Raw genomic sequence first — 25,442 nt, 5'->3', positions numbered from 1 at the left:
CGGGCCGGTGAGACGGTGCGGCGCACGTTCGCGATGGCCGGGAAGATGAAGGCGGAGCTGGGCCCGCTGGAGGGTGACGGGGACGGCGACGACAACGCGCGGGTGCTGCGGTACATGGCGAAGCTGACCATCAACCCCGCGATCGCGCACGGCCTTTCGCACGAGATCGGCTCCATCGAGGTCGGCAAGATGGCCGACATCGTGCTGTGGCGGCCGGCGTATTTCGGCGCCAAGCCGCAGATGGTCCTCAAGTCCGGCTTCCCCGCCTGGGGCGTCACCGGCGACCCCAATGCCGCGACCGACACCTGCGAACCGCTCGTGCTCGGCCCGCTGTTCGGGGCGCACGGCGGCACCGCGGCCGAGCTGTCCGTCGCGTTCGTGGCGAAGGCCGCCCTCGACCAGGGCGGCGACCAGCTGCCCACCCGCCGCCGCCGGGTCGCGGTACGCGGCACCCGCGGCATCGGCCCCGCCGACCTGCTGCTCAACTCCCGTACCGGCGCGGTCGGCGTGGACGGCCGCACCGGGCTCGTCACCCTCGACGGCGACCCGCTGCGCTCCGAACCGGCCGACTCCGTCTCCCTCAACCGCCTCTATTTCCTGTAAGGACCACGCTGATGTCTGCTGCCGCCGACGGCTTCCGCATGCCCGCCGAGTGGACCCCGCACGAGCGGACCTGGATGGCGTGGCCCGGGCCCAACGTCACCTTCCCCAACGAGGCCGAGCTCGCCGAATCCCGCGCCGCCTGGGCCTCGGTCGCCCGCGCGGTGCGCCGCTTCGAACCGGTCACCATGGTCGTGGGACCCGGCCAGGCGGAGGAGGCCCGCGCCCTGCTCGGCCCCGACATCGATCTCGTCGAGCGTGAACTGGACGACGCCTGGATGCGGGACATCGGGCCCACCTTCCTCACCGACGGCAAGGGCCAACTGGCCGCCGTGGACTGGACGTTCAACGGCTGGGGCGCCCAGGACTGGGCGACCTGGGAGCACGACGCCAAGATCGGCGCCCATGTCTCGGACCTGGCCGGCGCGCGCACGTACACCTCCCGCCTGGTCAACGAGGGCGGCGCCATCCACGTCGACGGCGAGGGCACGGTGCTGCTCACCGAGACCGTGCAGCTCGGTCCCGAGCGCAACCCGGACTGGACCCGCGAGGAGGTCGAGACGGAGATCCACGCCATGCTCGGCACCCGCAAGGCGATCTGGCTGCGGCGCGGCCTGACCGCCGACTACCCGCCGCACGGCTACGGCACCCTCGGCCACGTCGACATCGTGGCCGCGTTCGCCCGGCCCGGCGTCGTGGTCGTCCACACCCAGCCGGATCCCGCCCACCCCGACCACGAGCTCGGCAAGGAGAACGTGGCCCTGCTGCGCTCCCAGAAGGACGCCCGCGGCCGCTCCCTCGAAGTCGTGGAGATCCCCGCGCCGACCGTCATCAAGGACGAGCACGGCTGGGTCGACTACTCGTACATCAACCACTACCTCTGCAACGGCGGTGTGGTCCTGTGCGCCTTCGACGACCCGCGTGACGAGAACGCGGCGGGGATCTTCCGCCGGCTGTTCCCCGAGCGCACGGTGACGCTCGTCGACGCCCGGACGATCTTCGCGGGCGGCGGCGGCATCCACTGCATCACCCAGCAGCAGCCCAAGGTGTGACCGCGGGCGGCGCCGGCGGGCGCATCGGGTAGAACTGACGGGTGATGAGTCCCGCCGCCCGCCGCCGCAACACCGCTCCGCCCCGCGAGGAGGTGCTCGTCGCCGCCATGGCCACGATCGCCGACCGCGGACTCGACGGGCTCACCATGGCCGGCCTCGGCCGCGAGGTCGGCATGTCCAGCGGGCACCTCCTCTACTACTTCCGCACCAAGGACGAGCTGCTGCTCCAGACCCTGGAGTGGAGCGAGGGCCGCCTCGGCGCCGAGCGGCGCGCACTGCTCGCCCGGCCCGGCTCCGTCCGCGAGCGCCTGGACGCCTATGTCGACCTGTACGTTCCGGACGGGCCGAGCGATCCGCACTGGATCCTGTGGCTTGAGGTCTGGAACCGCTCGCAGAACGCCGACGTGGCGGCCCGCGCCCGCCAGGCCGCCATCGAGGGCGCCTGGCACCGCGACCTGGCCGCGATACTCGCCGAGGGCGTCTCGCGCCGCGAGTTCCGCCCGGTCGACGCCGACCGCTTCGCCCACCGCCTGCGCGCCCTGCTCGACGGGTTCAGCGTGCATGTCGCCGTCGGCCTGCCCGGCACCGGAAGGGCCCAAGTGCTCGACCACGTGAGGGAGTTCGTGGACGAGACGCTGATGCGTCGCTGAGCGGTGCCCGGCGGGGGGAACGCAACGCACGCAAGTAGGCCCGATCGTTGCGCCCGCACGCCTTGTCCGCCGGGCGGCCCTGCGCCACCGTGGGCGTCCATGGGACGAGAGCAGTGGAAGAAGATCTGGGTCGGTTCGGCCGGCAACATGGTCGAGTGGTTCGACTGGTTCGTGTACGCCACGTTCGCCGTCTACTTCGCGGACGCGTTCTTCCCGAAGGGCAATGAGACCGCCAACCTCATGAACACCATGGGGATCTTCGCGGTGGGCTTCTTCATGCGGCCGGTCGGCGGCTGGCTGCTCGGCCGGATCGGCGACCGCAAGGGCCGCAAGGCGGCCCTCACCCTGACCGTCACCCTCATGTCCGCCTCCGCGATCCTGATCGCCGTCGCCCCGACGTACGCGGTCGCCGGATACGGGGGAGTGGCCGTCCTGCTGGTCGCCCGCCTCCTGCAAGGGCTCTCCGTCGGCGGCGAGTACGCGGCCAGCGCCACCTACCTCACCGAGGCCTCCGACCCGAAGAAGCGCGGCTTCGCCTCCAGCTTCCAGTACGTGTCGATGACCGCGGGCCAGCTCATCGGCCTCGGCCTCCAGATCGTGATGCAGCGCAGCCTCTCGGACGCGGCCCTGCACAGCTGGGGCTGGCGCGTCCCCTTCATCGTCGGCGCCCTCGGCGCGGCCGTCGTCTTCTACCTGCGCCGCTCCATGCTGGAGACCGAGGTGTACGAGGAGTCGGGCGCGGCCCGCGACGAGGACCGGGGCACCCTGAAGGCGCTGTGGGCGCACAAGCGCGAGGCGCTCCTGGTCATGGCGCTCACCATGGGCGGCACGGTGGCGTACTACACGTACACGACGTACCTCACGAAGTTCCTGTCCAAGAGCGCGGGCATGGACAAGTCGACCGCCTCGCTCGTGAGCTTCTGCGCCCTGTTCGTGTTCATGTGCGTCCAGCCGCTCGCGGGCGCGCTGTCCGACCGGATCGGGCGCCGCCCGCTCCTGATCACCTTCGCCGTCGGCTCCACCTTCCTGACCGTGCCGATCATGACCATGCTCAAGCACGCGGGCACCTTCTGGCCGGCCTTCGGCCTGGCGCTGCTCGCCCTGCTCGTGGTCACCGGCTACACCTCGATCAACGCCTGTGTGAAGGCCGAGCTCTTCCCGACCGGCATCCGCGCCCTCGGCGTCGCCCTGCCCTACGCCCTCGCGAACGCGCTGTTCGGCGGGACCGCCGAATACGTGGCGCTGTGGTTCAAGAAGGCCGGCGCCGAGTCCGGGTTCTACTGGTACGTGGCGGGCTGCGCGGCCGTCTCGCTGGTGGTCTACCTGACCATGCGCGAGACGCGCGACATCGATCTCCACCGGGTCCAGGACGAGCCCCGGCGCACCCAGGCGGAACCGGTTCCGTCGAATTAGCGCAGGTCGGCGGGGCGCCCGGATGGTGAGACCCCGGCTCGGGACCCCCGGCCCGTGTGGCAGACTGCCAGCGTGCTCGCTTCCGACATGATTATGGACAGCAGCGCGCCGGTCCGCAGTGACCGCTGAAACCGTGGACACCTCCCGCGGCAGCGGACATCGTGCCCCAGACCCGCGCGCAGACCTCTCGCACCCGCGAGGGGTCTTTTCGTTTACCGGCCCCCACCACGGCCGGGGCGAGGAGCGCGACGACGGGGGCAGGTGGAGCCATGAGTTCGGAGCCACTCACCCGACAGGAGTCAGATCAGCATGACGACCAACGAGGCGAACGAAGCCGCCGAGGAGAGTCTTCGCGACGGCCTCCGGGTCGACGACAGCTTCCACGTCTTCGACACGACGCTGCGCGACGGGGCACAGCGCGAGGGCATCAACCTCACCGTCGCGGACAAGCTGACGATCGCCCGGCACCTGGACGAGTTCGGTGTGGGCTTCATCGAGGGCGGCTGGCCCGGCGCCAACCCCCGCGACACGGAGTTCTTCGCCCGCGCGCGGCAGGAGATCAGCTTCCGCAACGCCCAGCTCGTGGCCTTCGGCGCGACCCGCCGCGCGGGCGGCAGAGCCGCCGAGGACCCGCAGGTGCGGGCGCTGCTCGCATCCGGCGCCCCCGTGATCACGCTGGTCGCCAAGTCGCACGACCGGCACGTCGAACTGGCTCTGCGCACCACCCTGGACGAGAACCTGGAGATGGTCCGGGACACCGTCGCGTACCTGCGCGAGCAGGGCCGCCGGGTCTTCGTGGACTGCGAGCACTTCTTCGACGGCTACCGGGCCAACCCCGAGTACGCCAAGGCCGTCGTGCGCGCCGCGAGCGAGTCCGGCGCCGACGTCGTCATCCTGTGCGACACCAACGGCGGGATGCTGCCCGCCCAGATCCAGGCCGTGGTCGCCACCGTGCTCGCCGACACCGGCGCCCGGCTCGGCATCCACGCCCAGGACGACACCGGCTGCGCGGTCGCGAACACCCTGGCCGCCGTCGACGCGGGCGCCACCCACGTGCAGTGCACCGCCAACGGCTACGGCGAGCGGGTCGGCAACGCCAACCTGTTCCCGGTCGTGGCCGCCCTGGAGCTCAAGTACGGCAAGCGGGTGCTTCCCCAGGGCGCGCTCGCCGAGATGACCCGCATCTCGCACGCCATCGCCGAGGTGGTCAACCTCGCCCCCTCCACGCACCAGCCCTACGTCGGCGTCTCCGCCTTCGCGCACAAGGCGGGCCTGCACGCCTCCGCGATCAAGGTCGACCCCGATCTGTACCAGCACATCGACCCGGGCCTGGTCGGCAACCGCATCCGGATGCTGGTCTCCGACATGGCGGGCCGCGCCTCCATCGAGCTCAAGGGCAAGGAGCTCGGCGTCGACCTCGGCGACGACCGCGAGGTCGTGGCGCGGGTCGTGGAGCGGGTCGTGGAGCGGGTCAAGGCCCGCGAACTCCAGGGCTACACCTACGAGGCCGCCGACGCCTCCTTCGAGCTGCTGCTGCGCGACGAGGTCGAGGGCGGCCCGCGCGACTACTTCCGCATTGAGTCCTACCGGGCGATCATCGAGACGCTCAAGGACGGCACCCATGCCAACGGCGCCACCGTGAAGTTCTGGGTCGGCGAGGAGCGCATCATCGTCGGCGCCGAGGGCAACGGCCCGGTCAACGCGCTGGACTCGGCGCTCCTGGAGGGCCTGGAGCGGTTCTACCCGCAGGTCGCCAAGTTCGAGCTGGTCGACTACAAGGTCCGCACCCTGGAGGGCAAGCACGGCACGGCCTCCACCACCCGGGTCCTGATCACCACCACCGACGGCACCGGCGAGTGGACCACCGTCGGCGCGGGCCCCAACGTCATCGAGGCGTCCTGGGAAGCCCTCCAGGACGCGTACACCTACGGCCTGCTGCGAGCCGGGGCCCAGCCGCTCCGTTAGGGCCTGCCCGGACGGACGCGGTCGTCCGCGACCTGGGGGAACGGGTGGACCGAAGGCCCGCGTCCCGGCGGGACCCCGGTCCTCCGGGCGCCCGCCGAGCCCGGCCGCGCCACCCCGTATGTCCGTTTCCGCGCGGCCTCGGGTAGCGTCGGGACCATGAGGCTCAGGGTTTTCTCCGCACTCTCCGCCGTCGCGCTCGCCGCACTGGCCACGGCGGGTCCCGCCGTGGCCGCGAGCGGCGCGTCCGACGTCGCCGACCACCTCAAGAAGAGCCCGGTCTACGTGGACCCCGGAGCCGCGAACCAGCTCAGCCAGGCCCAGGCCGACGCCCTGGCCAAGAAGATCAAGGACGCGGACAAGCCGCTGTTCGTGGCCGTGCTGCCCAACAGCACCGCGTACCCCAGGGACTCGATCCTGCCGAACCTGCGCACCGACACCGGCGTGACCGGCCTGTACGCGATCCGGCTCGGCGACGCCTTCACCTCCGGCGCCGACAGCAAGGTCATGCAGCGCCAGGCCGTCCAGAACCTGAACAGCGCGGTGCGCGCCCCCGGCACGGGCGAGAGCGCCGCCACCCAGCTCAACGCCTTCGTCGACAAGGCGCTCCCGCAGATGAAGGGGCACGCCCCCGCCTCGTGGGGCGGCGGCTCGGGCTCCGGCGGCGGGGACGGCAGCGGAGCGCTGATCGCGGTGGGCGCCGTGGTGGTGGCGGGCGGCGCCGGTGCGTACGCCCTGGTGCGCCGCAGCCGCAAGAAGAAGGCCGAGGAGGAGCGGGCGGCGCTCCAGCGCCTCCAGGTCGTCGTGGACGAGGACATCACCGCCTTCGGCGAGGAGCTCGACCGGCTCGACTTCCACCCCGCCGAGGCCGGCGCCGACGACGCGATGCGCGCCGACTACGAACGCGCCCTCGACTCGTACGAGACGGCCAAGACGCTGATGGCCGGGGCCGAGCGCCCCGCCGATGTGACCGGCGTGACCCAGGCCCTGGAGGACGGCCGGTTCTCGCTCGCCACCCTCGCCGCCCGCCGCGAACACCGGCCGCTGCCCGAGCGCCGCGCCCCCTGCTTCTTCGACCCGCGCCACGGCCCCTCCGTCGAGGACGCCACCTGGACCCCGTCCGGCGGCGCCCCGCGCCAGGTCCCGGTGTGCCAGGCGGACGCGACCCGGCTGCGCGACGGACACGACCCGATGGTCCGCGAGGTCGACACCGACCAGGGCCGCCGCCCCTACTACGACGCGGGCCCGGCCTACGGCCCCTGGGCCGGCGGCTACTTCGGCGGCGGCATGCTGCCCGGCCTCCTGATGGGCACGATGCTCGGCTCGATGCTGTCGACCCCCGCGTACGCGGCCGACTACGGGGCCGGGTCCTACGACGCCGGCTCCAGCTTCGACGGCGGAGACGTGTCGGGCTCCGACTTCAACCCGTCCGACTTCGGCGGCGGTTGGGGCGACGGGGGCGGTGGCGGCGACGGCGGCGGCTTCGGCGGCGGGGACTGGTAACCCGTCCCACCCGCTTGACCTGCCCGGCCGCTGTTGACCCACCCCGTTCCAACGGGTGATAGTTGCGAGCCGCACATCCAGGGTTGGGGACACATTGCAAGCCGGGCACGAAGACGTCACGGCCGCCTGCGCCGACGCGGAGGCGCTGCTGCGGGCGGGCCGCACCAGCGCCGCCCGCAAGGCGGCACGCGCCGCGCTCTACACGGACGGGCCCGATCCCGCCCTGTACGCCCTGCTCGGCCGGGCGCACGCGGCCGAGGGCACCGGCGACCACGCCGACCGGGCCGAGGCCGTCTTCGCCGAAGGTCTCGCGACCTTCCCCGACGATCTCGGCCTGCTCCTGGCCCACTACGAGCTGTGCCGGACCGGCGACGACCCCGAGCGCAGTGGCCGAATCCCCGAACTCGTCGCGCGCATACGGGAGTTGGACCCCGACGCGGTGCCCGAGCCGACCGGCCCCGCGGCGGCTTCACCGCCCGGCGGCCGGATGCAGCGCCATGACGCACGCCTCGTCCTGACCGTGATCGGGCATCCGGTCGGCGCCGCGCAGCAGGCCTGGGACCGGGCACGGGCGCGGCCCACCGACGACCGGACCGCCGTACTCGCCGAGACCCTCACCACGCTGGCCCGCCGGGGCCGCGCCCCGCTGCGGCTGCTCGTGCGGGCCCCGCTGACGGCCGCCCTCGGCTGCTGGGCGTGGTTCGACGCGGTGCTCCTGACGGTGGCCGCGCTGCACCTGCCGGCCTGGACGGGCCTGGCCGCGCTGCTCGGCCCGGCGCTGTTCCCGCTCCTGTACGGTCTGCTGCGCGGCGCCCGCAGCAGGGCGGCCGGGCGCGCGCCCGCCGAGCCCGCGGCGACGCCGGCGCACGAGGCGTTCCCGTCGCTGCCGCCCGTACCGCCGTACACCACCCGCGAGAAGGCGACCGCGGCACTGGTCGTGCTCACGGTCGCCGTCACCCTCGCCGTCTTCGTGGCGCGCCTCCCGAGCTGACCGGGTCCGGGCACGCCCGCTCCAGCGTGCCTCCTGGACGGTGGCGTACCGGCCGGCCGGGATGGGCGCGACGGTGCCCGGGTCCTCGGGCCGGCTGTCGGCACAGCCGGGCGGCACGCTTGCCTGGCCGGGCGTTACGCCGACTTGATCGCGGAGATGTCGAAGGTGAGCCTGACCTTGTCGCTGACCATGACACCGCCGGTCTCCAGGGCCGCGTTCCAGGTGAGGCCCCAGTCCGAGCGCAGGATCTCGGCGCCGCCCTCGAAGCCCACGCGCTGGTTGCCGTAGGGGTCGGTGGCCGTGCCGTTGAACTCCAGGTCGATGGCGAGCGGCCGGGTGACGTCCTTGATCGTGAGGTCGCCGGTGATCCGGTACTTGTCGCCGCCGAGCTGCTCGGCGCCGGTCGAGCGGAACGTCATCAGCGGGAACTGCTCGGCGTCGAAGAAGTCGCCGCTGCGCAGGTGGGCGTCGCGGTCGGCGATGCCGGTGTCGATGCTGGCGATCTTGACGTCGAGGGAGGCGGTGGACGCTGCCGGGTTCGCGCCGTCCAGGGTGAGGGTGCCCTCGTGCTCGGTGAAGGAGCCGCGGACATTGGTGACCATGGCGTGCCGCACGGTGAAGCCGATGCTGCTGTGCGCCGGGTCGATGGTGTACGTACCGCTCAGTGCGGCCAGCGCCGGGTCGACCGCGGTGGCCGCGGGTGCGGCGGTGTCGGTGGCGGTGCTGTCCTTGCGGCTGAACAGACCCATGACGTGCTCCCTTGGGGACGTGCTGCGGCCTTGCGCCGAAGCGGTTTAAGTTTCAACGAGTTCAACGCGACTCACTGTAGAACTATTCCGTTCGGGATTCAACTACTTCGACGTGGTGGCGTGTCGGACCGTCTGCCGGCGGGGAGTGCCGGGAGGCGCGGGTGCCGGGAGAGCCGGGGCGGTCTCCTGTCGCGGGGCTCAGATGCGGGGCGGGAGCGGGGCCGGGCCCAGGGTGGTGGTGCCGGGGGCGGCGCGGTGGCCGAGGCCGGTGCGGTAGGCGTCCATGGCGGCCTCGACACGGCCGGTGCGGCGCAGCAGGTCACCGAGCAGCCGGCACAGGTCGGCCAGATCGCCGCTCGCCCCGCTGCGCTCCAGCAGACCGAGCGCGGTGACGTAGTGCTCCTCCGCCGACTCGGCATCCCCCTGCTCCTCGCGGATCAGGCCGAGCAGCCGGTGTGCGCCGCCCGCGTGCACCGCGCCGTGCTGGTCGCCGAGTTCGGTGAGGGGGGCCAGCAGGGCCATCGCCTCCGCGTGCCGCCCCAGGCGCCGCAGTACGTCCGCCAGCTCCACCTCGACCTGGGCCGTGAACAGTGCGGCCCGCTTGGCCGCGAGCATGTCGCGGGCGGTGCGCAACTCCCGCTCGGCGAGGTCGAGTTGGTCTTGCTGGGCGTAGACGTACCCGCGCATCCAGTGGCAGTGCGCCAGGTCGGTGCGCAGGCGCAGCTGGCGGTAGGTCGACTGGGCCTTGGCGAGTGAGGCGTCGGCGTCGGCGAGCCGCCCCTCGGCCAGGAAGGTACGGGCGACCTGCCGGTGCATCCCGGCGACCAGGGCCGGGTCCGAGACCTGCGGGGCGAGCGCGAGCGCCAGCTCGGCGGCCCGGGCCGCGCGGGCCTGGGCGCCCATGTCCAGATACGGCCCGATGATCGCGGCGTACAGGAGCACCAGCGCCTCCGGGTCGTCGAGCCCGCTCGTGCCGAGCTCGTCGATGGCCGACTCCAGCAGGTAACAGGCGTAGCGCAGCTCGCCCGCCAGGATGTGGGCGACGGCCCGGCCCCGGACCGCGCGCACCCGGCGGGGCAGCGGCTCGGCGGCCAGCAGCTGCTCGCTCGCCTCGAAGTGCCGTACCGCGTCGGTCAGTTCACCGGTTTCGAGCGCACAGTCACCGAGCCCGAGCAGCGCCTCGGCGCGTTCCTCGTCGAGGTGGTGCAGCTCGGCCTCGGTGAGCAGCCGACGGAAGCGGACCGCCGCCTCGTCCGCCTCGCCGGTCGCGAGGGCGCGCTGGGCGTCGGTGAGGCCGAGGCGCAGCTCGGTGACGAGGCGGGCCGGGCGCCCGGTGGTCAGTTCCTCGTACGTCGTGTGGAGCCGCTCGGCGAGATGGCGAAGGGCCGCGTCGGAGGGGCGGACCTTGCCGGACTCCAAGGTGGAGACGTAGGCGGGCGTATAAGCGGGCTCCGCCAACTGCCTTTGCGTCAAACCCAGTTGGGAGCGCAGCCGCTGAACTCGGCGGCCGATCACGGCAGGTTCGTCCATGGCGTCCCCTTGGTCCCAGGGCATTGCGCACGCCCCGTGCGCCCCCTAATTTAAGCAGCCCGTTCAATGCGTTTACCCGACTGCTTAACTTCCGTTACAGGAAAGGGACTTCATGCGTCCACCCATGCTCCCGGCAAGGCGTCCGTTCATGCGGAGGGGCGTCGGCGCGGTCACGCTCGCCGGTGTCGTCGTCCTGGCCGCGCTCGCCGCCGGGCCCGGCACCGCGGCCGCCGCGGACCCACCCCCGCCGGGGCCGCGGGTGCAGGTCGAGATACCTGGCCCGGAGGCCGCCTCCGGGGCCACTCCCGCGGGCTCGGGCCACGCCCTGGTGCCGGTGACGGGGCGGGGCCGGCCCGCGCCGCACCTGTCGGCGCCGGCCGCGGTCGCCGCGGACGGCCGGGTCACCAAGGTGGTCGACAACGGCTCGGCCGCGGACCGCCTGGACATCGTGGTCGTGGGCGACGGCTACACGGCCGACGAGCTGGACCGGTTCCACGCCGACGCGAAGGAGAAGTGGGGCGAGATCACCGGCGTCGAGCCGTACACGACGTACCAGAACCTCTTCAACGTGTGGACGGTGGACGCGGTCTCGCCCGAGAGCGGGGTCTCCGGCGACCCGGCGCAGGGCGAGGTGAGGAACACCGCGCTCGGCTCGTACTTCTGGTGCGACGGCGTCGAGCGGCTGCTCTGCGTCGACCAGGACAAGGTCGACTCGTACGTGGCGAAGGCGCCCCAGGCCGACCTGGTCCTCGTCCTCGCCAACAGCGCGAAGTACGGCGGCGCCGGGTACAACGAGCCGTCCGCGAAGCTGGGTTACGAGGGCATATCCACGGCGTCGGCCGGCAACGCGAAGTCCGGCCAGGTCGCCATCCACGAGACCGGGCACTCACTGGGCAAGCTCGCCGACGAGTACTTCTATCCGGACACGCCGGGCTACGAGCACTACTCGGGTCCTGAGGCCGAGCAGTCCAACATCTCTGTTCTGACGGTCGATCAGATGGCCGCGGACCGGACCAAGTGGTACCGGTGGCTCGGCGAGACCTCGCCGGACGGCGGGACGGTGGGGGCGTACGAGGGCGGCGGCTACTACGTCACCGGGCTCAGCCGGCCGACCGACGGGTCGATCATGCGAATCCTGGGCAAGCCGTTCAATCTGCCGGGGGTGGAGGCGATGATCGCGGGGTTCTACCGGCACGCGTCGATCGCGACGCCGGGGGTTTCCACGACGCGTACGCTGCGCTCGTCCGACACGGCCCGGGTCGTGGTGCCGCGGCTCGCCGGGCCCCGGCAGCTGACGGTGCGGTGGTACTTGGACGGGCGCGAGCTGCGGCGGTACGAGGGCCGTACGGCGCTGCCGGTGCGGGCCCTCGGCTTCGGCCGGGGTTCCCACACCCTCTCGGTGCTGGTGTCCGACCGGACGGCCTCGGTGCGGGATCCTGCGGTGGCGGCGGGGTTGCGGGGTGCGGTGCACTGGGAGGCCCGCGGCTAGCCCCTTGGGGCTGTGCCCCCAGACCCCCGTTCGCGCCTTGAGGGCGCTCGTCCTCAAACGCCGGACGGGCTGAAATGCCCCGGTGCGGGCCGGCACCAGTACTGCCAGGGGCGCGGGGAACTGCGCGACCAGCCACGCACGGTCCGCAGTCGAACCACTCCACCCCCGGAGGGTCTCGGGAAGGGGCGGGGTGGGGGAAGCCTCAGGGGCGCGGGGAACTGCGCGACCAGCCCCGCGCCCGCGCAACAGCCCCGCGCCCGCCAGCAAATCCGCACCCCGCGAAGAACCCCGCGCCGCGCAGCAACCCCGCGCCCGCGCAGCAACCCGCCCCCCCAGGCTCCCGGCAGGGCTACGTGCTGGAGGCGCGGATCTTCAGCTCGGGGAGGATCGAGAGGTGGTGCCGGGGGCGTGCGGGGGCGGCCACCCGCAGGGCGAGGAGGTCCACCGCCGCCACCCCCACCGCCCGCTTCGGCGGCGCCACCGCCGTCAGCGGGATGTCGGCCAGCGCCGCGACCTCGTCGTCGTACGCCACGATGGCGAGATCCCCCGGCACCGAAAGGCCCCGCACCCGCAGCCGCGGCAACAGCACGATCGCATCGTGGTCGTTGTGGACCAGGACCGCGTCGAGCAGCCGGGCCTCGACCGCCGCGGTGAACGCGTCCAGTTGGGCGTCCCGGCGTACCGGGTCCGTCTCCGGCGCCGCGATCGTGAAGCGCAGCGCATCCGGCGCGGACAGGCCGAGCGAGGCGAGACCGGCGAGGTAGCCCTCCTGGACCAGTGCGCTGTGCGGGCTGTCCGCGCGCAGCAGCAGCCCGATCCGTGCGCGCCCGAAGCCGGCGAGATGGCGCACGGCGAGCCGGGCGCCGTGGGCGTGGTCGGTCACCACCCGCTCCGCGCCCGGTACGTCGTCCCCGGAGCGCCGCTCCACCAGGACGAAGGGCACGCCGAGCGCCGCGAGCCAGTCCTGGTCGCCGGGCGTTCCGCACGGCGCGATGAGCAGCCCGTCGATTCCGTGGGACAGGAGTTGGCGGACCTGTGCCCTCTCCTCGTCCGGGCTGTACTGCGAGAGGCCGAGGACCAGCCGGACGCCCCGGGCGGCCGCCGCCTCCCTCGCGCCCCTGATCACCTCGGGGTAGTAGTAGTCGGCCGTCGGCACGACGAGGCCGAAGACCAGCCCGGGGCCGGACGGGGGCGGCGACTGGAACGCGGCCGGGGACGCGGCCGTCTCGGGGAGCAGCGCGCCACCGTGCACCCGGGCCACCAGTCCCCGCTCGGCGAGTGCCTCGACGTCCCGGCGCACGGTCACCGCGGAGACCTTCAACTCCTCGGCGAAGTCCGTCACTCGAAGCGAGCCGCGCTCCCGCAGGCGCCGCAGTATCGCCTGGTGTCTGTCTTCGGCATGCACGTGGTTCCGCCCCTCCCCGCCGGCCTCCGCCGACCGCCGTCAACCGCTGACCAGGAGCGTAACCCTCGTTAGATCGTTCGTGCACGATTCTGTGCGAACGATCAATTTCCTTGATGAATGTGCGAAGTATTGCGCGTTCTTTCGATGTCATGAGAGAAACCGCTCCATCGCGCCGCGCTCACCCCTCCCCGCCACCCTGCCCCGCCGCCCTCCCCGCTCGCCCTCCTCCTCCACCCGCCCCCGTTCACTCGCCCCTCCTTCTTCCCTTTCGCTCCGGAGGTCCGCCACCATGCCATCCCCGCTGGGCAGTTCACGCCGTACCTTCCTCGCCGCGTCCGGTACCGGCGCCGCCGCCGTCACCCTCGGTCTGACACTGCCCGCCGCACCGGTCGCGGCGGCCCAACTCGCCCCGGCGGCAGATGAGTTCGACACCCTGCGCCTGCGCTGGCGCGATCTGACGCTCGGTACCGGCTACGACGCCACCGCCGAGCCCTACGCCACCAAGCTCGCTGCCCTGGGCACTTCGGCCCGTACCGCGCTCGCCGCGATGGCCCCCGCGACCGGTTCCCTCTGGCCCGATCAGCCGCTCACCAACCCCGCCACCGGTTCCGCCAACATGAGCGCGAGCTACGGCCGGCTCAACACCATGGCGCAGGCCTGGGCTCAACCCGGCACCGGATCCACCGGTGACACCGCCCTGATCGCCGCCGTCGGCGAGGGACTCGACCACCTCTACACGCAGATCTACAACGAGAACACCAAGTCCTTCGGCAACTGGTGGGACTGGCAGATCGGCAGTTCCCGGCTCGTCCTCGACACCGCCGTCATCGCCTACGACACCCTCACCGCCGAACAGATCGGCCACTACACCGCCGCGATCGACCACTTCGTGCCGGACAGCGCGGTCGCCGTCTACACCGGCACCTCCACCGGTGCCAACCGCACCGATCTGTGCCGGGTGCTCGCCACCCGCGGAGTGCTCGGCCGGAACGCCGCCAAGATCGCACTCGCCCGCGACGCCCTTTCGCCCGTCTTCCCGTACGTCACCGGCGGCGACGGCCTGTACGCCGACGGCTCGTTCGTCCAGCACACCTGGATCGCCTACACCGGCTCGTACGGAGAGGTGCAGATCGACGGCCTGTCCCGGCTGTTCGCGCTGCTCGCCGGCTCCACCTGGGCGGTCACCGATCCGAACCGGCAGATCATCCTGGACTCCGTCGAGCGCAGCTACGCGCCCTTCCTCCACGACGGCCTGATGATGGACTGCGTCAACGGCCGCGCGATCTCCCGCCAGACCACCGACGACCAGTTGATGGGCCGCACGATCATGGCGCACATCGCCATGCTGGCCCTCGGCGCTTCGGCCGCCGAACGCGACCGCTGGCGCGCACTCATCAAAGGCTGGGTGCAGCGGAACCGGACCACTCCCGTCCTCACCGACCAGCGCCTCTCCGTCGCCAACCTCGCCCTGCTGCGCGCGGCCGTGGACGCCGCACCCTCGGCGGCACCCGCGCCGACCGGACCTCGCCTGTTCCCCGCGATGGACCGCGCGGTGCACCGCGGCGCCCGCTTCGCCGCCTCCCTGAGCATGTCCTCACGCCGCATCGCGTACTACGAGAACGGCAACGGCGAGAACCTGCGCGGCTGGCACACCGGCTCGGGGATGCTCGCCTGGTGGGGCGAGGGCTTCGCGCAGGACCAGTACAGCGACGGCTTCTGGCCGACCGCCGACCCGTACCGCATGCCCGGCACCACCGTCTCGCGCAAGCCGCTCGCCGACGGCGAGGGCGGCGCGTGGGGCGCGGCCAGGCCGGCCACGACCTGGGTCGGCGGCGCGAGCGACGGTACGTACGCGGCCGTCGGCCAGCACCTCGAAGGGCTGTCCTCCACCCTCACCGCCCGCAAGTCCTGGTTCTTCGTCGGCGACGAGATCGTCTGCCTGGGCGCCGGGATCACCGCCGCGGACGGCACCCCGGTCGAAACGGTCGCCGACCACCGCAACCTCGGTGCCGCCGGCACCGAGGCCCTCACCGTCGACGGCCGGCGGCTGCCCACGGCCCTGGGCCGGCACGACACCTTCCGGCGGGCCCACTGGGCGCACCTCGCGGGCCACGGCGGCTATGTCTTCCCCGGCGGCGCCGCCGTACAGGCGCTGCGCGAGGAGCGCACCGGGACGTGGAAGGCCATCAACACCGGCGGCACCGCGGACCCCGTCACCCGCCGCTACCTCACGCTCTGGTTCGACCACGGCACCGACCCCACCGACGCCTCGTACGCCTACGTCCTGCTGCCCGGGGCCCGTCAGCTGGAGACCGCGGTCCGCGCCGCCGACCGCGACAGGGTCCGTGTGCTCGCCAACTCGGCCTCGGTACAGGCCGTTTCGGCCCGCGGGCTCGGGCTGCTCGCCGCGAACTTCTGGACGGCGGGCGCGACCGGCGGCCTCGGTGTGGACGGCCCGGCGAGCGTCCTCGTCCACACCGCGCACCGCACGGCGACGCTGTCGCTCGCCGCGCCCGAGCGCTCGGGCGCACCCGTCGAGCTGACCTGGGACCGGCCGGTGCGCTCGGTCGCCACCCGGGATCCGCGGGTGGCGGTACTGTCCACCGGGCGCTCGCTCCGGCTGCGCGTCACGCCCGGAACGTCCTGCGACACGGTGCGGACCGAGGTCGTCCTGGGCTGACCCGGGCCCGGTCCCGCCCCGGCGACGACGTAGGGGACGCCGATGGACGGGTGCGGAGTCGCTGTCGGAACCCAACAGATCTCGGGGCCCATGCGCTGTCGAGTCGGCTGCTCGGCGCGGGTCTACTGTCAGGCCCCACTAGGAAAGAGGTCCCGAGACTGTTCGGAGTCGACGGAGGAAATCCTTGGTCCCTTTCGTAGGGTCGGTACATGACCGTTGTGGACCAGACCCCGGGTGAGCCGAGCGATACGCGTGGCCGTGTGGCAGAACTTCTCGCCCTGCGTGAGGAAGCCCGCCGCGGGCCGAGCGAGCGGGCGACCGAGGCGCAGCACGCCAAGGGCAAGCTGACCGCCCGCGAGCGCATCGACCTGCTGCTCGACCCGGACTCGTTCCACGAGGTCGAGCAGCTGCGCCGGCACCGGGCCGTCGGCTTCGGCCTGGAGGCGAAGAAGCCGTACACCGACGGTGTCATCACCGGCTGGGGCACGGTCGAGGGCCGCACGGTCTTCGTCTACGCGCACGACTTCCGCATCTTCGGCGGCGCGCTGGGCGAGGCCCACGCCACGAAGATCCACAAGATCATGGACATGGCCATCGCGGCCGGCGCCCCGCTGGTCTCGCTGAACGACGGCGCCGGCGCCCGTATCCAGGAGGGCGTCAGCGCGCTCGCCGGCTACGGCGGCATCTTCCAGCGCAACACCCGCGCCTCGGGTGTGATCCCGCAGATCAGCGTGATGCTCGGCCCGTGCGCGGGCGGCGCGGCCTACAGCCCCGCCCTCACGGACTTCGTCTTCATGGTCCGCGAGACCTCGCAGATGTTCATCACCGGGCCGGACGTGGTGCGGGCGGTGACGGGCGAGGAGATCTCCCAGAACGGCCTCGGCGGCGCGGACGTGCACGCCGAGACCTCCGGCGTGGCGCACTTCGCGTACGACGACGAGGAGACGTGCCTCGCGGAGGTGCGCTACCTGATCTCGATGCTGCCGTCGAACAACCGGGAGAACCCGCCGGTCCACGCCAGTGACGACCCCGCCGACCGCCGCTCCGAGATCCTCCTGGATCTGGTCCCGGCGGACGGCAACCGGCCGTACGACATGCACAAGGTGATCGAGGAGCTCGTCGACGACGGCGACTTCCTGGAGATCCACGAGCGCTGGGCGCGGAACATCATCTGTGCCCTTGCCCGGCTCGACGGCCAGGTCGTCGGCATCGTGGCGAACCAGCCGCAGTCCCTGGCCGGCGTCCTGGACATCGAGGCGAGCGAGAAGGCTGCCCGCTTTGTCCAGATGTGCGATGCTTTCAATATCCCGATCGTGACCCTGTTGGACGTCCCCGGCTTCCTTCCGGGTGTGTCTCAGGAGCACGGCGGGATCATCCGCCACGGAGCGAAGCTGCTCTACGCGTACTGCAACGCGACGGTGCCCCGCATCTCGCTGATCCTGCGCAAGGCCTACGGCGGCGCGTACATCGTCATGGACTCCCAGTCCATCGGCGCGGACCTCACCTACGCGTGGCCGACCAACGAGATCGCGGTGATGGGTGCCGAGGGTGCCGCCAACGTCATCTTCCGCCGCCAGATCGCGGAGGCCGAGGACCCTGAGGCGATGCGGTCGCGCATGGTCAAGGAGTACAAGGCCGAGCTGATGCACCCGTACTACGCGGCCGAGCGCGGCCTGGTCGACGACGTGATCGACCCCGCCGAGACCCGGGCCGTCCTCATCGCCTCGCTGGCGATGCTCAAGACCAAGCACGCCGACCTGCCCTCCCGCAAGCACGGCAACCCGCCTCAGTAACCCGCAGTAACCCGCCTCAGTACGAGGGCCTGCCGGACCTCAGCCAAGAGGAGACGAACTTGACCACCCCGAACCCCAACCCGTCCGAGTCCCTGCTCCGCGTGGAGAAGGGCGACGCAGCTCCCGAGGAGCTCGCCGCGATCACCGCGGTCCTGCTGGCTCGCGCCGCCGCCCAGCCAGCTGCCGCCGCCCCCAAGCGCGGCCGCTCCACCGCGGGCTGGCGCCGCCTGGAGCGCACCCCCGGCTTCCGCGCTCCTCACTCCTGGCAGGGCTGACCCCGCCCAGGACCGCCCGCGCAGAAAGCCCCCGCCTCGAAGGCGGGGGCTTTTTTCGCTGTCCCCACGACGGAAAGCTAGGTATATTCGGCGAAAACCTAGAGCTCCTAGGTAAAAGGATCCGGCGTGGATGCGGGAAGCGGGGGAGTGCACGGATGGTCCGAGCAGGACTGACGGTCGAGCGGCTCGCCGTCGCGGGCGCCGAGCTGGCCGACGAGGCGGGGTTCGACGGCATCACGGTGTCCGCGCTCGCCCGGCGCTTCGGCGTGAAGGACGCGAGCCTGTACTCGCACGTCAAGAACCTCCGCGAGCTGCGTCAGCGGGTCACGCTGTACGCGGCCGGAGAGTTCATCGACTCCATCGCGGCGGCCGTCGCCGGACGGGCCGGCCGGGACGCGCTCACCGCCTTCGCCGACGCCTACCGGGCCTACGCCCTGGCCCACCCGGGCCGTTACGCCGCCACGCAGCACCAGGTCGACCCCGAGCTGCTCGCCGGCACGACCGTCCTGGCGCGCACGGTGGACACCACGTACGGAATGCTCCGCGGCTACGGCCTCACCGAGCCCGACCTGACCGACGCGGTACGCCTGCTGCGGAGCACCTTCCACGGTTACCTCACGCTCGAAGCGGAGGGCGGCTTCGGCCACCCCCGCGAGGTGCAGCGGTCCTGGGAGCGCGGGGTCCAGGCACTGCACGTACTCCTGGAGCACTGGCCCAGGAGCGAAGAGGGGGACGAACATCATGGCTGAACCGGTCATCGGCACCCTGGAGGTGCCCGGCGCGAGCCTGCGCTACGAGGTGCGCGGCGCGGGGCCCGTACTGCTGCTCGTCGTGGGCGGCGGCGGGGACGCGGGGATCTTCGAACCGGTCGCCGACGCGCTCGCCGACCGGTTCACGGTGGTGACCTACGATCCGCGCGGCCACTCCCGCAGCCCGCTCGACGGGCCCGATGCGGACCAGCGCGTGGAGACACAGGCCGACGACGCGTACCGGCTGCTCGAACGGGTCGCGCCCGACGGCCCGCCCGCGTACGTCTTCGGCACCAGCTCCGGGGCGATCGTGGCGGTGGAGCTGCTCACGCGGCATCCCGAGCGCCTGGCGAGGGTGGTCGCCCACGAGCCCGTGCTGGTCTCGCTGCTGCCGGACGCGGCCGAGCAGCACGCCTTTTTCAGCCAGGTCGTATCCACCTTCCACCGGGCCGGAGTGGATGCCGCGATGGCCGAGATGGGTGCGGGGTGCGGCGAGGAGCGCGGCGAGAAGCCGGACCTGTCCGGGCTCTCGCCACGGATGCTCGCCACGTTGGCGCGGGTGCGGGGGAACTCGGCGTTCTTCCTGGGCCGGATCCTCGGACAGTTCAGCGGGTACGCGCCGGATCTGGTCCAACTCGACGCCTGCGCGGGCAAGTTGGTGCCCGCCGCGGGCTGGGCGTCGTACGGGCTGCGGCTGTACCGGCCCGCGGCGTGGCTGGCCGAACGGTACGGGGCCGCTCTCGCGGAGTTTCCGGGGGGCCACGTGGGTGTGGTGACCCACCCGGATCAATTCGCCCGGAAGCTGGGCGAGTTGCTCGGCCGGGAGCGTGCTCAGCCGCAGTGCCCGCCGTAGAAGCCGCCGTGATAGGTGTAGCCGGCCTCGATGTCGCCCAGGGCGTCGATGCACGTTCCGCGGGCACTGACGTAAACCGGGCCGGCGTAGCTGTGTTACGGGCCCGCGTCGCCCTCCCAGGTGCCGTTGGCGATCCGCAGGGACACCGAAATGGACGTCGTCCTGGACTGCTGGGCGCTGGTGGGGTAGGCCACCGCGCAGTTCTTGCCGGTGCCGGAGCTGTAGTAGATGTCGAGGTAGCCGCCCACACTGGGGGCCTGGGCTATGTACGGCTTGAGCGGGTAGTGCCCGACGAGGGAGTAGCTCGAACCGCAGGCCGAGGCGGCGGTGGCGGCATTCGCCGAGGGAACCGCGGTGACGGCCAGTGCCGCGGTCAGAACCGCGACCGTGGAGAGTTTCTTGAGCATGCTCACGCCTTTGGTCGGGATGTGCCGAATGATCGGCAAGATCATCCCGACGCTGCGTGGGCATGTCAATCGATTTTCCCCGGCCCCGGGGCTGCCCGCGGCCGAACGCGTTTTCCGGCGCAGCGGACAGCCCTCGCCGAAGACGGTTACCGCAGTCGTGCCATGAGGGCGTGTTCGACGAGGGTGATGAGGGCGCTTTTGGCGTCGGCGCGGTGGCGGGCGTCGGTGACGATGATGGGGGTGTCGGGGCCGATCTGGAGTGCTTCGCGTACTTCGTCGGGGGTGTAGGGCTGGTGTCCGTCGAAGCCGTTGAGGGCGATGACGAAGGGGAGTCCTGAGTTTTCGAAGTAGTCGACGGCGGGGAAGCAGTCGGCGAGGCGGCGGGTGTCGACGAGGACGACGGCGCCGATGGCGCCGCGGACGAGGTCGTCCCACATGAACCAGAAGCGGTCCTGTCCGGGGGTGCCGAACAGGTAGAGGATGAGGTCCTGGTCGAGGGTGATGCGGCCGAAGTCCATGGCCACGGTGGTGGTGGTCTTGTCTCCGGTGTGGGTCAGGTCGTCGATTCCGGCGGAGGCGGAGGTCATGACGGCTTCGGTGCGCAGGGGGTTGATCTCCGAGACCGCGCCGACGAACGTGGTCTTGCCCACGCCGAAGCCGCCCGCCACCACGATCTTCGCCGACGTGGTGGAACGGGCGGCACCGCCGCTAGAGCTTGCGAAGTCCACTGAGCACCCTTTCGAGCAGTGTCACGTCTGGCTGTCCGCCGGCGGACTCGTCGCCGCCGGGCTGGTGGATGGCGACAAGTCCGGCCTCGGCCAGGTCGGCTACGAGGATCCGGGCAACGCCGAGGGGGATGGTGAGGAGTGCCGAGATCTCGGCGACCGACTTGATCTCACGGCACAGATGGCAGATCCGCTGGTGCTCGGGCAACTGCCCTTGCAGCCTCGACGGTTCGGCCGTGGTGTGCACCAGCGCCTCGATGGCGAGCTGGTAGCGCGGCCTGGTCCGGCCGCCGGTCATGGCGTACGGGCGCACGAGAGGGTTGTGCGCGCCGCCCGCCGGTGAAGGCTGGGGGGTCTGCCTCGGCTGCACCGGTTCGATCCGGGGCTGCGGCGGCTGGTCGTACGGGCTGGGCTGACGGTTCGGCTGCTGATAGGGCTGCTGGTAGTGGCCGCCCTGGCCCTGACCCTGTCTGCCGGGAGTGGAGGGGTAGTTGAAGCGGTTCTGGCCGTGCTCACCCGGAGACTGCTGTCCACCGCTGTAGGGGTGCCCGCCTGGGGGTGTTGTCACGTTTCCTCCTCCGACTACCGGTGCCCGTCCCATTGGGGCCGCGCCACCGCACCTTATGGGGCGGTGGCGAGAAACGCACGGCCTGTCTGCTGATTGAGAACTGATCGGTAACTAGTTAAGAAGGCTTCCCTGAAGCTCCGCGCGGAGGTCGGGGGTCAGCACGCTTCCGGCCCGGTCCACAAGCAGCGCCATCTCGTAGCCCACCAGGCCGATGTCGGCCTCGGGGTGCGCGAGGACGGCGAGGGAGGAACCGTCGGAGACCGACATGATGAAGAGGAAGCCGCGCTCCATCTCCACCACCGTCTGGTTGACGGCGCCGCCTTCGAAGATCCGGGAGGCACCCGCGGTGAGGGACGTCAGACCGGAGGCCACGGCCGCCAGCTGATCGGCCCGGTCCCGGGGGAAGCCTTCGGACATCGCCAGCAGGAGTCCGTCGGCGGAGACCACCACCGTGTGGGACACCCCTGGGGTGTTGTCCACGAAGTTGGTGATCAACCAGTTCAGATTCTGCGCCGCCTGGCTCATCGGGCTCACACTAACGCTCCTGGTTGTAGGTGTTACTGGTGTCCGACCCCGCGTTACGGCCCTGCTGGACACCGCGGCGCAGGTTGCTCAACCTGCCCCGCACGTCCTCCGGAGCGCGGGAGACCTGGGGGCCGCCCTGCGGGGTCTGCTCGGCCGCACCCTCGACCAGATTGGCCTTGGGCACCCGCCGGGGGAGACCGGAGGGAGTGACCCCGCCGGCCTTGGGCTCACGCAGCTTCTCGGCCCGCGTCCAGCGCTCGTCGTTGGTCGAGCGCCAGTCGCCTGCCGGTCCGTCCGGCGTCTCGGCCTGCTGCTCCTGCTCGGGCTCGGCCGGCCAGCTCTGCTGGCTGCCGCGCCTCGGCAGACCGGCGTCGGTCATCTCGTGGGCGGGGGCCGGGGTGGGGCCCGGACGGTCGAAGCCTACGCGGTCCGCGGCGCCCGCGGGAACGCCCCGGGATTCCTCCGCGGATTCCGCTTCCGGCTGGAAGGGGGTCGCGTACGGCTCCTGGTAGGCACTCGCCCCCGGCCAATCTCCTTGTGCCGCCTGGCCGTTGTAAGGGGCCTCATAGGGGCCCTGGTCGGCCGCGGGCTCCCGGTAGGAGCCTTCCGGATAGGCGGACTCGCGGTAGTCGTCCCGGGGCGCGTAGGAGTCCTGGGCGTAGCCACCGGTGTGCTCGGGGGCGTACCCCTGGTTCTGGTACGAGCCGTCGTAGCCGGCGCCCTGCTGGGGCTCGTAGGAGCCCTCGTAGGACTGCTCCTGCGCGGGGTACTGCTGCTGGTTCTGGTACGAGCCGTCGTACGCCGGGTTCTGCTGGGACTCGATCTCGTCCCGGAACAGCGGGCGTTCGCCGCCCTGCGCCTGGGCCTCCAGGGCCGCGCGGCGCTCCTCGCGCATCAACGACCGGTTCACCGGGTCGAGTTCGCGGGGGTCGGACTGCTCGGCGTTCTCGTACCGCGAGTCGTCGAAGCCGAGTTCGGCCGCCGTGCGCATCGGCGCGGGCACGGCCTCGTACGGCTGCTCCCTGTGCTGCTGCGCGGGAATGATCGACGAAACCGTGAAGTCGTCGCCCAGCGGGGCGCTGTCGCCGCCGCCACCGTGGGTGATCGGGTCCGGGAGCATGACCAGGGACGTGGTTCCGGCCTGCTCGCCCGAGGGGCGCAGCTGGACGCGGATGCCGTGCCGGTCGGCGAGCCGGCCGACCACGAACAGGCCCATGCGCTGCGATACGGCGGCGTCCACGGTCGGCGGGTTGGCCAGGCGGTGGTTGATGTCCGCGAAGTCCTCGGCGGTCAGGCCGATGCCCTTGTCGTGGATCTCGACCATCACACGGCCGTCCGGGAGACGGGTCGCCGTGACGCGGACCTTGGTCTGCGGCGAGGAGAACGTGGTCGCGTTCTCCAAGAGCTCGGCGAGCAGGTGCACGAGGTCGGTCACGGCCCGGCCGTGGATCTCGGCCTCCGGCACGCCCGACAGCTCGATGCGCTCGTAGGACTCCACCTCGGAGGAGGCGGCGCGCAGCACGTCCACCAGTGGGACCGGCTGGTCCCAGCGGCGGCCCGGCTCCTCGCCGGCGAGGACCAGGAGGTTCTCGCCGTTGCGGCGCATACGGGTCGCCAGGTGGTCGAGCTTGAACAGGCTCTCCAGCTGGTCCGGGTCGGCCTCGTTGTTCTCCAGGTCGGTGATGAGGGTCAGCTGGCCCTCGATCAGCGACTGGTTGCGGCGCGAGAGGTTGGTGAAGATCGCGTTGACGTTGCCCCGGAGGAGGGCCTGCTCCGCGGCGAGCCGGACGGCCTCGCGGTGAACCTGGTCGAAGGCCCGGGCGACCTCGCCGATCTCGTCCGTGGAGTCGATCGGGATCGCCTCGACCCGGGTGTCGACCCGGCCCGGTTCGGTGCGCGAGAGCTGGTCGACGAGCATCGGCAGACGCTGCTCGGCCACGTCGAAGGCGGCGTTGCGCAGCCGGCGCATCGAGCGGCTCATCTGCCGGGCCACGATGCCGGCCAGGATGAACGCGGCGAGCAGGGCGACCACGACGATCGCGCCGTTGATGTAGGCGGTGGTCTTGGCGTCGTCGGCGATCTGGCCGGCCTCGGTCACGGCCCGGGTCACCAGCTCGTCCTCGACCTGGCTGTAGCCGTCGAACTTGGAGGTGGCGGCGGCCGTCCAGGACTCGGGGGTGATGCCCTGGGCCTTGAGCTGCTTGAGGCTCTGGACGTTCTGGGCATCGCCGATCGCGGAGGCCATTCCGCTGTAGATGGAGCCGTCGGCGGACGGGGCGGCGCTGATGTGCGGGCCGTCGTCCGCCTTCAGCTTCACGCCGGGGAAGTCCTGGGCGGCCTTTTTGGCCTTGTCCGCCATGACGTCCTTCAGATGCTTGCTGTCGGCGTCCGTACCACCCGCGTCGAACTCGCCGAGGGCGATGAACTCCAGGTAGTTGTACGAGTTGAACGCCTTGACCTGCATCTGGAAGGTCTTGGGGTCGTCGCTCGGCCGCAGCAGCAGGTGCAGGCCGATGGAACGCTGGAGCGACTCCGCCGACTTGGCGAGGTCGACCGCGTACACCATGCGCCCGTAGCTGGTGATGTTGCCGGTGCCCAGGCCGAGCTCGTTGGAGAACGTGCTCAGGTAGTGCGGGATCGCGGTGTAACCCTCTTCGGTCAGCACCGGGTTCTTGGCCTCGACGCCCTTGGCGTACGCGGTCTTGCGCAGGTCGTCGAGGGTCTTCTCCGCCTCGTGGACCTTGGCGAGGCGGCGCTTGAGGCTGGGGGTGTCCGGCATGCCCTGGACGGCCTGGTCGAACTTGGCGCGGGCCGCGTCGGAGGTCGCGTACGCCTTGCTGACGACGTCGCTGTCGCGCTTGTTCTCCAGGAGCGGCTGGGCGGTGAGGTCACGCTCGTTGAGCAGGGCCTGGCCGTAGTCGGATGCGGCGCGGACGATGTTCGCGACCTTCTCGGCGTTACGGGCGTCGCGCCAGGTGGATATGGATCCGTTCACCTCGAAGCCGCCCATGACGAGGCCGACCAGAACGGGGATGAGGAGGATCGCGTTCAGCCTGGTGGCCACCCGCCAGTTGCGCGGCGAGAAGCGGCTCCTGCTGCCCGGGGCGGCCTTCTTGCCGTTGTCCGGGGCAGAGGTCTGGGGCGCGGGCTGTGCCACCGCCGTGCGCTGCGGCGGGGTGAAGTTGCCCCGCGCCTGCTGCGTCGCGGAGCTCGTCCTGCTTCGCTTCACTCGACCAACAACCTCTCGGAGCCGGCACCCGTGGGGCGTGCCGCGTGTGTTTCAGAGCCGTACTTCTCGGGGCCGTACTACTCGGGAGTTCGCCGAATTCCAGCACGTGGGACGGCCGCCATCCAAACGTCTGGAATCTCGGGTTCCGAGTGGCCAAGACCTCAGATAAAACGGGCATAAAGAGCGAGCCCCGCCAAATGACGGGGCTGTTGTGAGCGCAGTGACACCGGATGAACGCGGCGGGTTGCGGTGACACGAGAATTCTCTGTCGAAACGTTATGAACACAGGGGCGG

Annotated in this window: 21 protein-coding genes; 13 read left to right on the top strand and 8 right to left on the bottom strand. The window is 71.6% G+C overall.

Annotated features, from left to right (window positions below; translation table 11 throughout):
- From ACFYNP_RS26835 to ACFYNP_RS26805, 7 genes are all read left to right on the top strand, one after another.
- Nucleotides 1-603: amidohydrolase family protein (locus ACFYNP_RS26835; RefSeq protein ID WP_388788861.1), on the top strand; the 603-nt coding region annotated here is incomplete at its 5' end.
- An 11-nt stretch (nucleotides 604-614) separates the two neighbouring features.
- Nucleotides 615-1,652 (top strand): agmatine/peptidylarginine deiminase, encoded by a 1,038-nt coding sequence (locus ACFYNP_RS26830; protein ID WP_388412058.1) that lies wholly within the window; start codon nucleotides 615-617, stop codon nucleotides 1,650-1,652.
- Nucleotides 1,653-1,696: 44 nt separating this feature from the next.
- The gene (locus ACFYNP_RS26825) at nucleotides 1,697-2,302 is read left to right on the top strand and encodes a TetR/AcrR family transcriptional regulator (RefSeq protein ID WP_388412391.1); all 606 of its coding nucleotides are present in this window, start codon (nucleotides 1,697-1,699) and stop codon (nucleotides 2,300-2,302) included.
- A gap of 99 nt (nucleotides 2,303-2,401) precedes the next feature.
- Nucleotides 2,402-3,715, top strand: a complete 1,314-nt coding sequence (locus ACFYNP_RS26820; RefSeq protein ID WP_388412059.1) for an MFS transporter — start codon at nucleotides 2,402-2,404, stop codon at nucleotides 3,713-3,715.
- A gap of 309 nt (nucleotides 3,716-4,024) precedes the next feature.
- Nucleotides 4,025-5,680 carry a citramalate synthase gene (cimA, locus tag ACFYNP_RS26815; RefSeq protein WP_388788857.1) on the top strand — a complete coding sequence of 552 codons (1,656 nt, stop codon included), beginning with the start codon at nucleotides 4,025-4,027 and terminating at the stop codon, nucleotides 5,678-5,680.
- A gap of 156 nt (nucleotides 5,681-5,836) precedes the next feature.
- Nucleotides 5,837-7,180, top strand: a complete 1,344-nt coding sequence (locus ACFYNP_RS26810) for a hypothetical protein (protein WP_388412062.1) — start codon at nucleotides 5,837-5,839, stop codon at nucleotides 7,178-7,180.
- 94 nt (nucleotides 7,181-7,274) lie between these two features.
- Complete coding sequence (locus tag ACFYNP_RS26805) at nucleotides 7,275-8,171, top strand: hypothetical protein (protein ID WP_388788854.1); 897 nt, start codon at nucleotides 7,275-7,277, stop codon at nucleotides 8,169-8,171.
- A 134-nt stretch (nucleotides 8,172-8,305) separates the two neighbouring features.
- Here ACFYNP_RS26805 and ACFYNP_RS26800 read toward each other — a convergent pair whose 3' ends face one another.
- Both ACFYNP_RS26800 and ACFYNP_RS26795 read right to left on the bottom strand, forming a co-directional pair.
- On the bottom strand, nucleotides 8,306-8,920 hold the full coding sequence (locus ACFYNP_RS26800; protein WP_388412065.1) for a YceI family protein: 615 nt from the start codon (nucleotides 8,918-8,920) through the stop codon (nucleotides 8,306-8,308).
- Nucleotides 8,921-9,118: 198 nt separating this feature from the next.
- Nucleotides 9,119-10,450 carry a helix-turn-helix domain-containing protein gene (locus ACFYNP_RS26795; protein ID WP_388788852.1) on the bottom strand — a complete coding sequence of 444 codons (1,332 nt, stop codon included), beginning with the start codon at nucleotides 10,448-10,450 and terminating at the stop codon, nucleotides 9,119-9,121.
- 148 nt (nucleotides 10,451-10,598) lie between these two features.
- On the opposite strand from ACFYNP_RS26795, the gene ACFYNP_RS26790 reads away from it, so the two are divergent.
- Nucleotides 10,599-11,939, top strand: coding sequence for a M64 family metallopeptidase (locus tag ACFYNP_RS26790; protein ID WP_388788849.1), 1,341 nt, complete (start codon nucleotides 10,599-10,601; stop codon nucleotides 11,937-11,939).
- A 349-nt stretch (nucleotides 11,940-12,288) separates the two neighbouring features.
- Here ACFYNP_RS26790 and ACFYNP_RS26785 read toward each other — a convergent pair whose 3' ends face one another.
- The gene (locus tag ACFYNP_RS26785) at nucleotides 12,289-13,344 is read right to left on the bottom strand and encodes a substrate-binding domain-containing protein (RefSeq protein WP_388788846.1); all 1,056 of its coding nucleotides are present in this window, start codon (nucleotides 13,342-13,344) and stop codon (nucleotides 12,289-12,291) included.
- A gap of 289 nt (nucleotides 13,345-13,633) precedes the next feature.
- Between ACFYNP_RS26785 and ACFYNP_RS26780 the strand changes: the two genes are divergently transcribed.
- From ACFYNP_RS26780 to ACFYNP_RS26760, 5 genes are all read left to right on the top strand, one after another.
- Entirely contained in the window at nucleotides 13,634-16,024 is a 2,391-nt protein-coding gene (locus ACFYNP_RS26780; protein ID WP_388788843.1) for a polysaccharide lyase 8 family protein, read from the top strand.
- A 209-nt stretch (nucleotides 16,025-16,233) separates the two neighbouring features.
- Nucleotides 16,234-17,817: an acyl-CoA carboxylase subunit beta gene (locus ACFYNP_RS26775; RefSeq protein WP_388412071.1), complete on the top strand. Its 1,584-nt coding sequence runs from the start codon at nucleotides 16,234-16,236 to the stop codon at nucleotides 17,815-17,817.
- 59 nt (nucleotides 17,818-17,876) lie between these two features.
- Nucleotides 17,877-18,092, top strand: a complete 216-nt coding sequence (locus tag ACFYNP_RS26770) for an acyl-CoA carboxylase subunit epsilon (RefSeq protein WP_388412072.1) — start codon at nucleotides 17,877-17,879, stop codon at nucleotides 18,090-18,092.
- Between the two features lie 155 nt (nucleotides 18,093-18,247).
- A complete protein-coding gene (locus ACFYNP_RS26765; RefSeq protein ID WP_388412074.1) occupies nucleotides 18,248-18,841 on the top strand; it encodes a TetR/AcrR family transcriptional regulator in 594 nt (197 codons plus the stop codon).
- Nucleotides 18,834-19,694 carry an alpha/beta fold hydrolase gene (locus ACFYNP_RS26760; protein WP_388788841.1) on the top strand — a complete coding sequence of 287 codons (861 nt, stop codon included), beginning with the start codon at nucleotides 18,834-18,836 and terminating at the stop codon, nucleotides 19,692-19,694. Before ACFYNP_RS26765 ends, ACFYNP_RS26760 begins: the two co-directional genes overlap by 8 nt.
- A gap of 95 nt (nucleotides 19,695-19,789) precedes the next feature.
- Here the strand turns inward: ACFYNP_RS26760 and ACFYNP_RS26755 are convergent, their stop codons facing one another.
- From ACFYNP_RS26755 to ACFYNP_RS26735, 5 genes are all read right to left on the bottom strand, one after another.
- Nucleotides 19,790-20,101, bottom strand: a complete 312-nt coding sequence (locus ACFYNP_RS26755) for a hypothetical protein (RefSeq protein WP_388788838.1) — start codon at nucleotides 20,099-20,101, stop codon at nucleotides 19,790-19,792.
- A 146-nt stretch (nucleotides 20,102-20,247) separates the two neighbouring features.
- Nucleotides 20,248-20,829, bottom strand: a complete 582-nt coding sequence (locus ACFYNP_RS26750; protein WP_100577617.1) for an ATP/GTP-binding protein — start codon at nucleotides 20,827-20,829, stop codon at nucleotides 20,248-20,250.
- A complete protein-coding gene (locus ACFYNP_RS26745) occupies nucleotides 20,810-21,394 on the bottom strand; it encodes a DUF742 domain-containing protein (RefSeq protein ID WP_388412079.1) in 585 nt (194 codons plus the stop codon). The genes ACFYNP_RS26750 and ACFYNP_RS26745 overlap by 20 nt, the downstream gene beginning before the upstream one ends.
- 111 nt (nucleotides 21,395-21,505) lie before the next feature.
- On the bottom strand, nucleotides 21,506-21,919 hold the full coding sequence (locus ACFYNP_RS26740) for a roadblock/LC7 domain-containing protein (RefSeq protein WP_053725133.1): 414 nt from the start codon (nucleotides 21,917-21,919) through the stop codon (nucleotides 21,506-21,508).
- A gap of 10 nt (nucleotides 21,920-21,929) precedes the next feature.
- Nucleotides 21,930-25,148 carry a nitrate- and nitrite sensing domain-containing protein gene (locus ACFYNP_RS26735; protein WP_388412081.1) on the bottom strand — a complete coding sequence of 1,073 codons (3,219 nt, stop codon included), beginning with the start codon at nucleotides 25,146-25,148 and terminating at the stop codon, nucleotides 21,930-21,932.
- Nucleotides 25,149-25,442 lie beyond the last annotated feature (294 nt).

The organism is Streptomyces sp. NPDC006691, from assembly GCF_042869955.1.
Classification (GTDB): domain Bacteria; phylum Actinomycetota; class Actinomycetes; order Streptomycetales; family Streptomycetaceae; genus Streptomyces.
This window is presented reverse-complemented; position numbering and strand designations above follow the sequence as displayed.

What these genes read in the sequence shown, in the direction of transcription:
- ACFYNP_RS26740 (WP_053725133.1), bottom strand. Translation starts at nt 21,919, where the DNA reads ATGAGCCAGGCGGCGCAGAATCTGAACTGGTTGATCACCAACTTCGTG.
- ACFYNP_RS26820 (WP_388412059.1), top strand. Translation starts at nt 2,402, where the DNA reads ATGGGACGAGAGCAGTGGAAGAAGATCTGGGTCGGTTCGGCCGGCAAC.
- ACFYNP_RS26775 (WP_388412071.1), top strand. Translation starts at nt 16,234, where the DNA reads ATGACCGTTGTGGACCAGACCCCGGGTGAGCCGAGCGATACGCGTGGC.
- ACFYNP_RS26825 (WP_388412391.1), top strand. Translation starts at nt 1,697, where the DNA reads ATGAGTCCCGCCGCCCGCCGCCGCAACACCGCTCCGCCCCGCGAGGAG.
- ACFYNP_RS26755 (WP_388788838.1), bottom strand. Translation starts at nt 20,101, where the DNA reads ATGCTCAAGAAACTCTCCACGGTCGCGGTTCTGACCGCGGCACTGGCC.
- ACFYNP_RS26800 (WP_388412065.1), bottom strand. Translation starts at nt 8,920, where the DNA reads ATGGGTCTGTTCAGCCGCAAGGACAGCACCGCCACCGACACCGCCGCA.
- ACFYNP_RS26780 (WP_388788843.1), top strand. Translation starts at nt 13,634, where the DNA reads ATGCCATCCCCGCTGGGCAGTTCACGCCGTACCTTCCTCGCCGCGTCC.
- ACFYNP_RS26810 (WP_388412062.1), top strand. Translation starts at nt 5,837, where the DNA reads ATGAGGCTCAGGGTTTTCTCCGCACTCTCCGCCGTCGCGCTCGCCGCA.
- ACFYNP_RS26830 (WP_388412058.1), top strand. Translation starts at nt 615, where the DNA reads ATGTCTGCTGCCGCCGACGGCTTCCGCATGCCCGCCGAGTGGACCCCG.
- ACFYNP_RS26765 (WP_388412074.1), top strand. Translation starts at nt 18,248, where the DNA reads ATGGTCCGAGCAGGACTGACGGTCGAGCGGCTCGCCGTCGCGGGCGCC.
- ACFYNP_RS26760 (WP_388788841.1), top strand. Translation starts at nt 18,834, where the DNA reads ATGGCTGAACCGGTCATCGGCACCCTGGAGGTGCCCGGCGCGAGCCTG.
- cimA (WP_388788857.1), top strand. Translation starts at nt 4,025, where the DNA reads ATGACGACCAACGAGGCGAACGAAGCCGCCGAGGAGAGTCTTCGCGAC.
- ACFYNP_RS26790 (WP_388788849.1), top strand. Translation starts at nt 10,599, where the DNA reads ATGCGGAGGGGCGTCGGCGCGGTCACGCTCGCCGGTGTCGTCGTCCTG.
- ACFYNP_RS26795 (WP_388788852.1), bottom strand. Translation starts at nt 10,450, where the DNA reads ATGGACGAACCTGCCGTGATCGGCCGCCGAGTTCAGCGGCTGCGCTCC.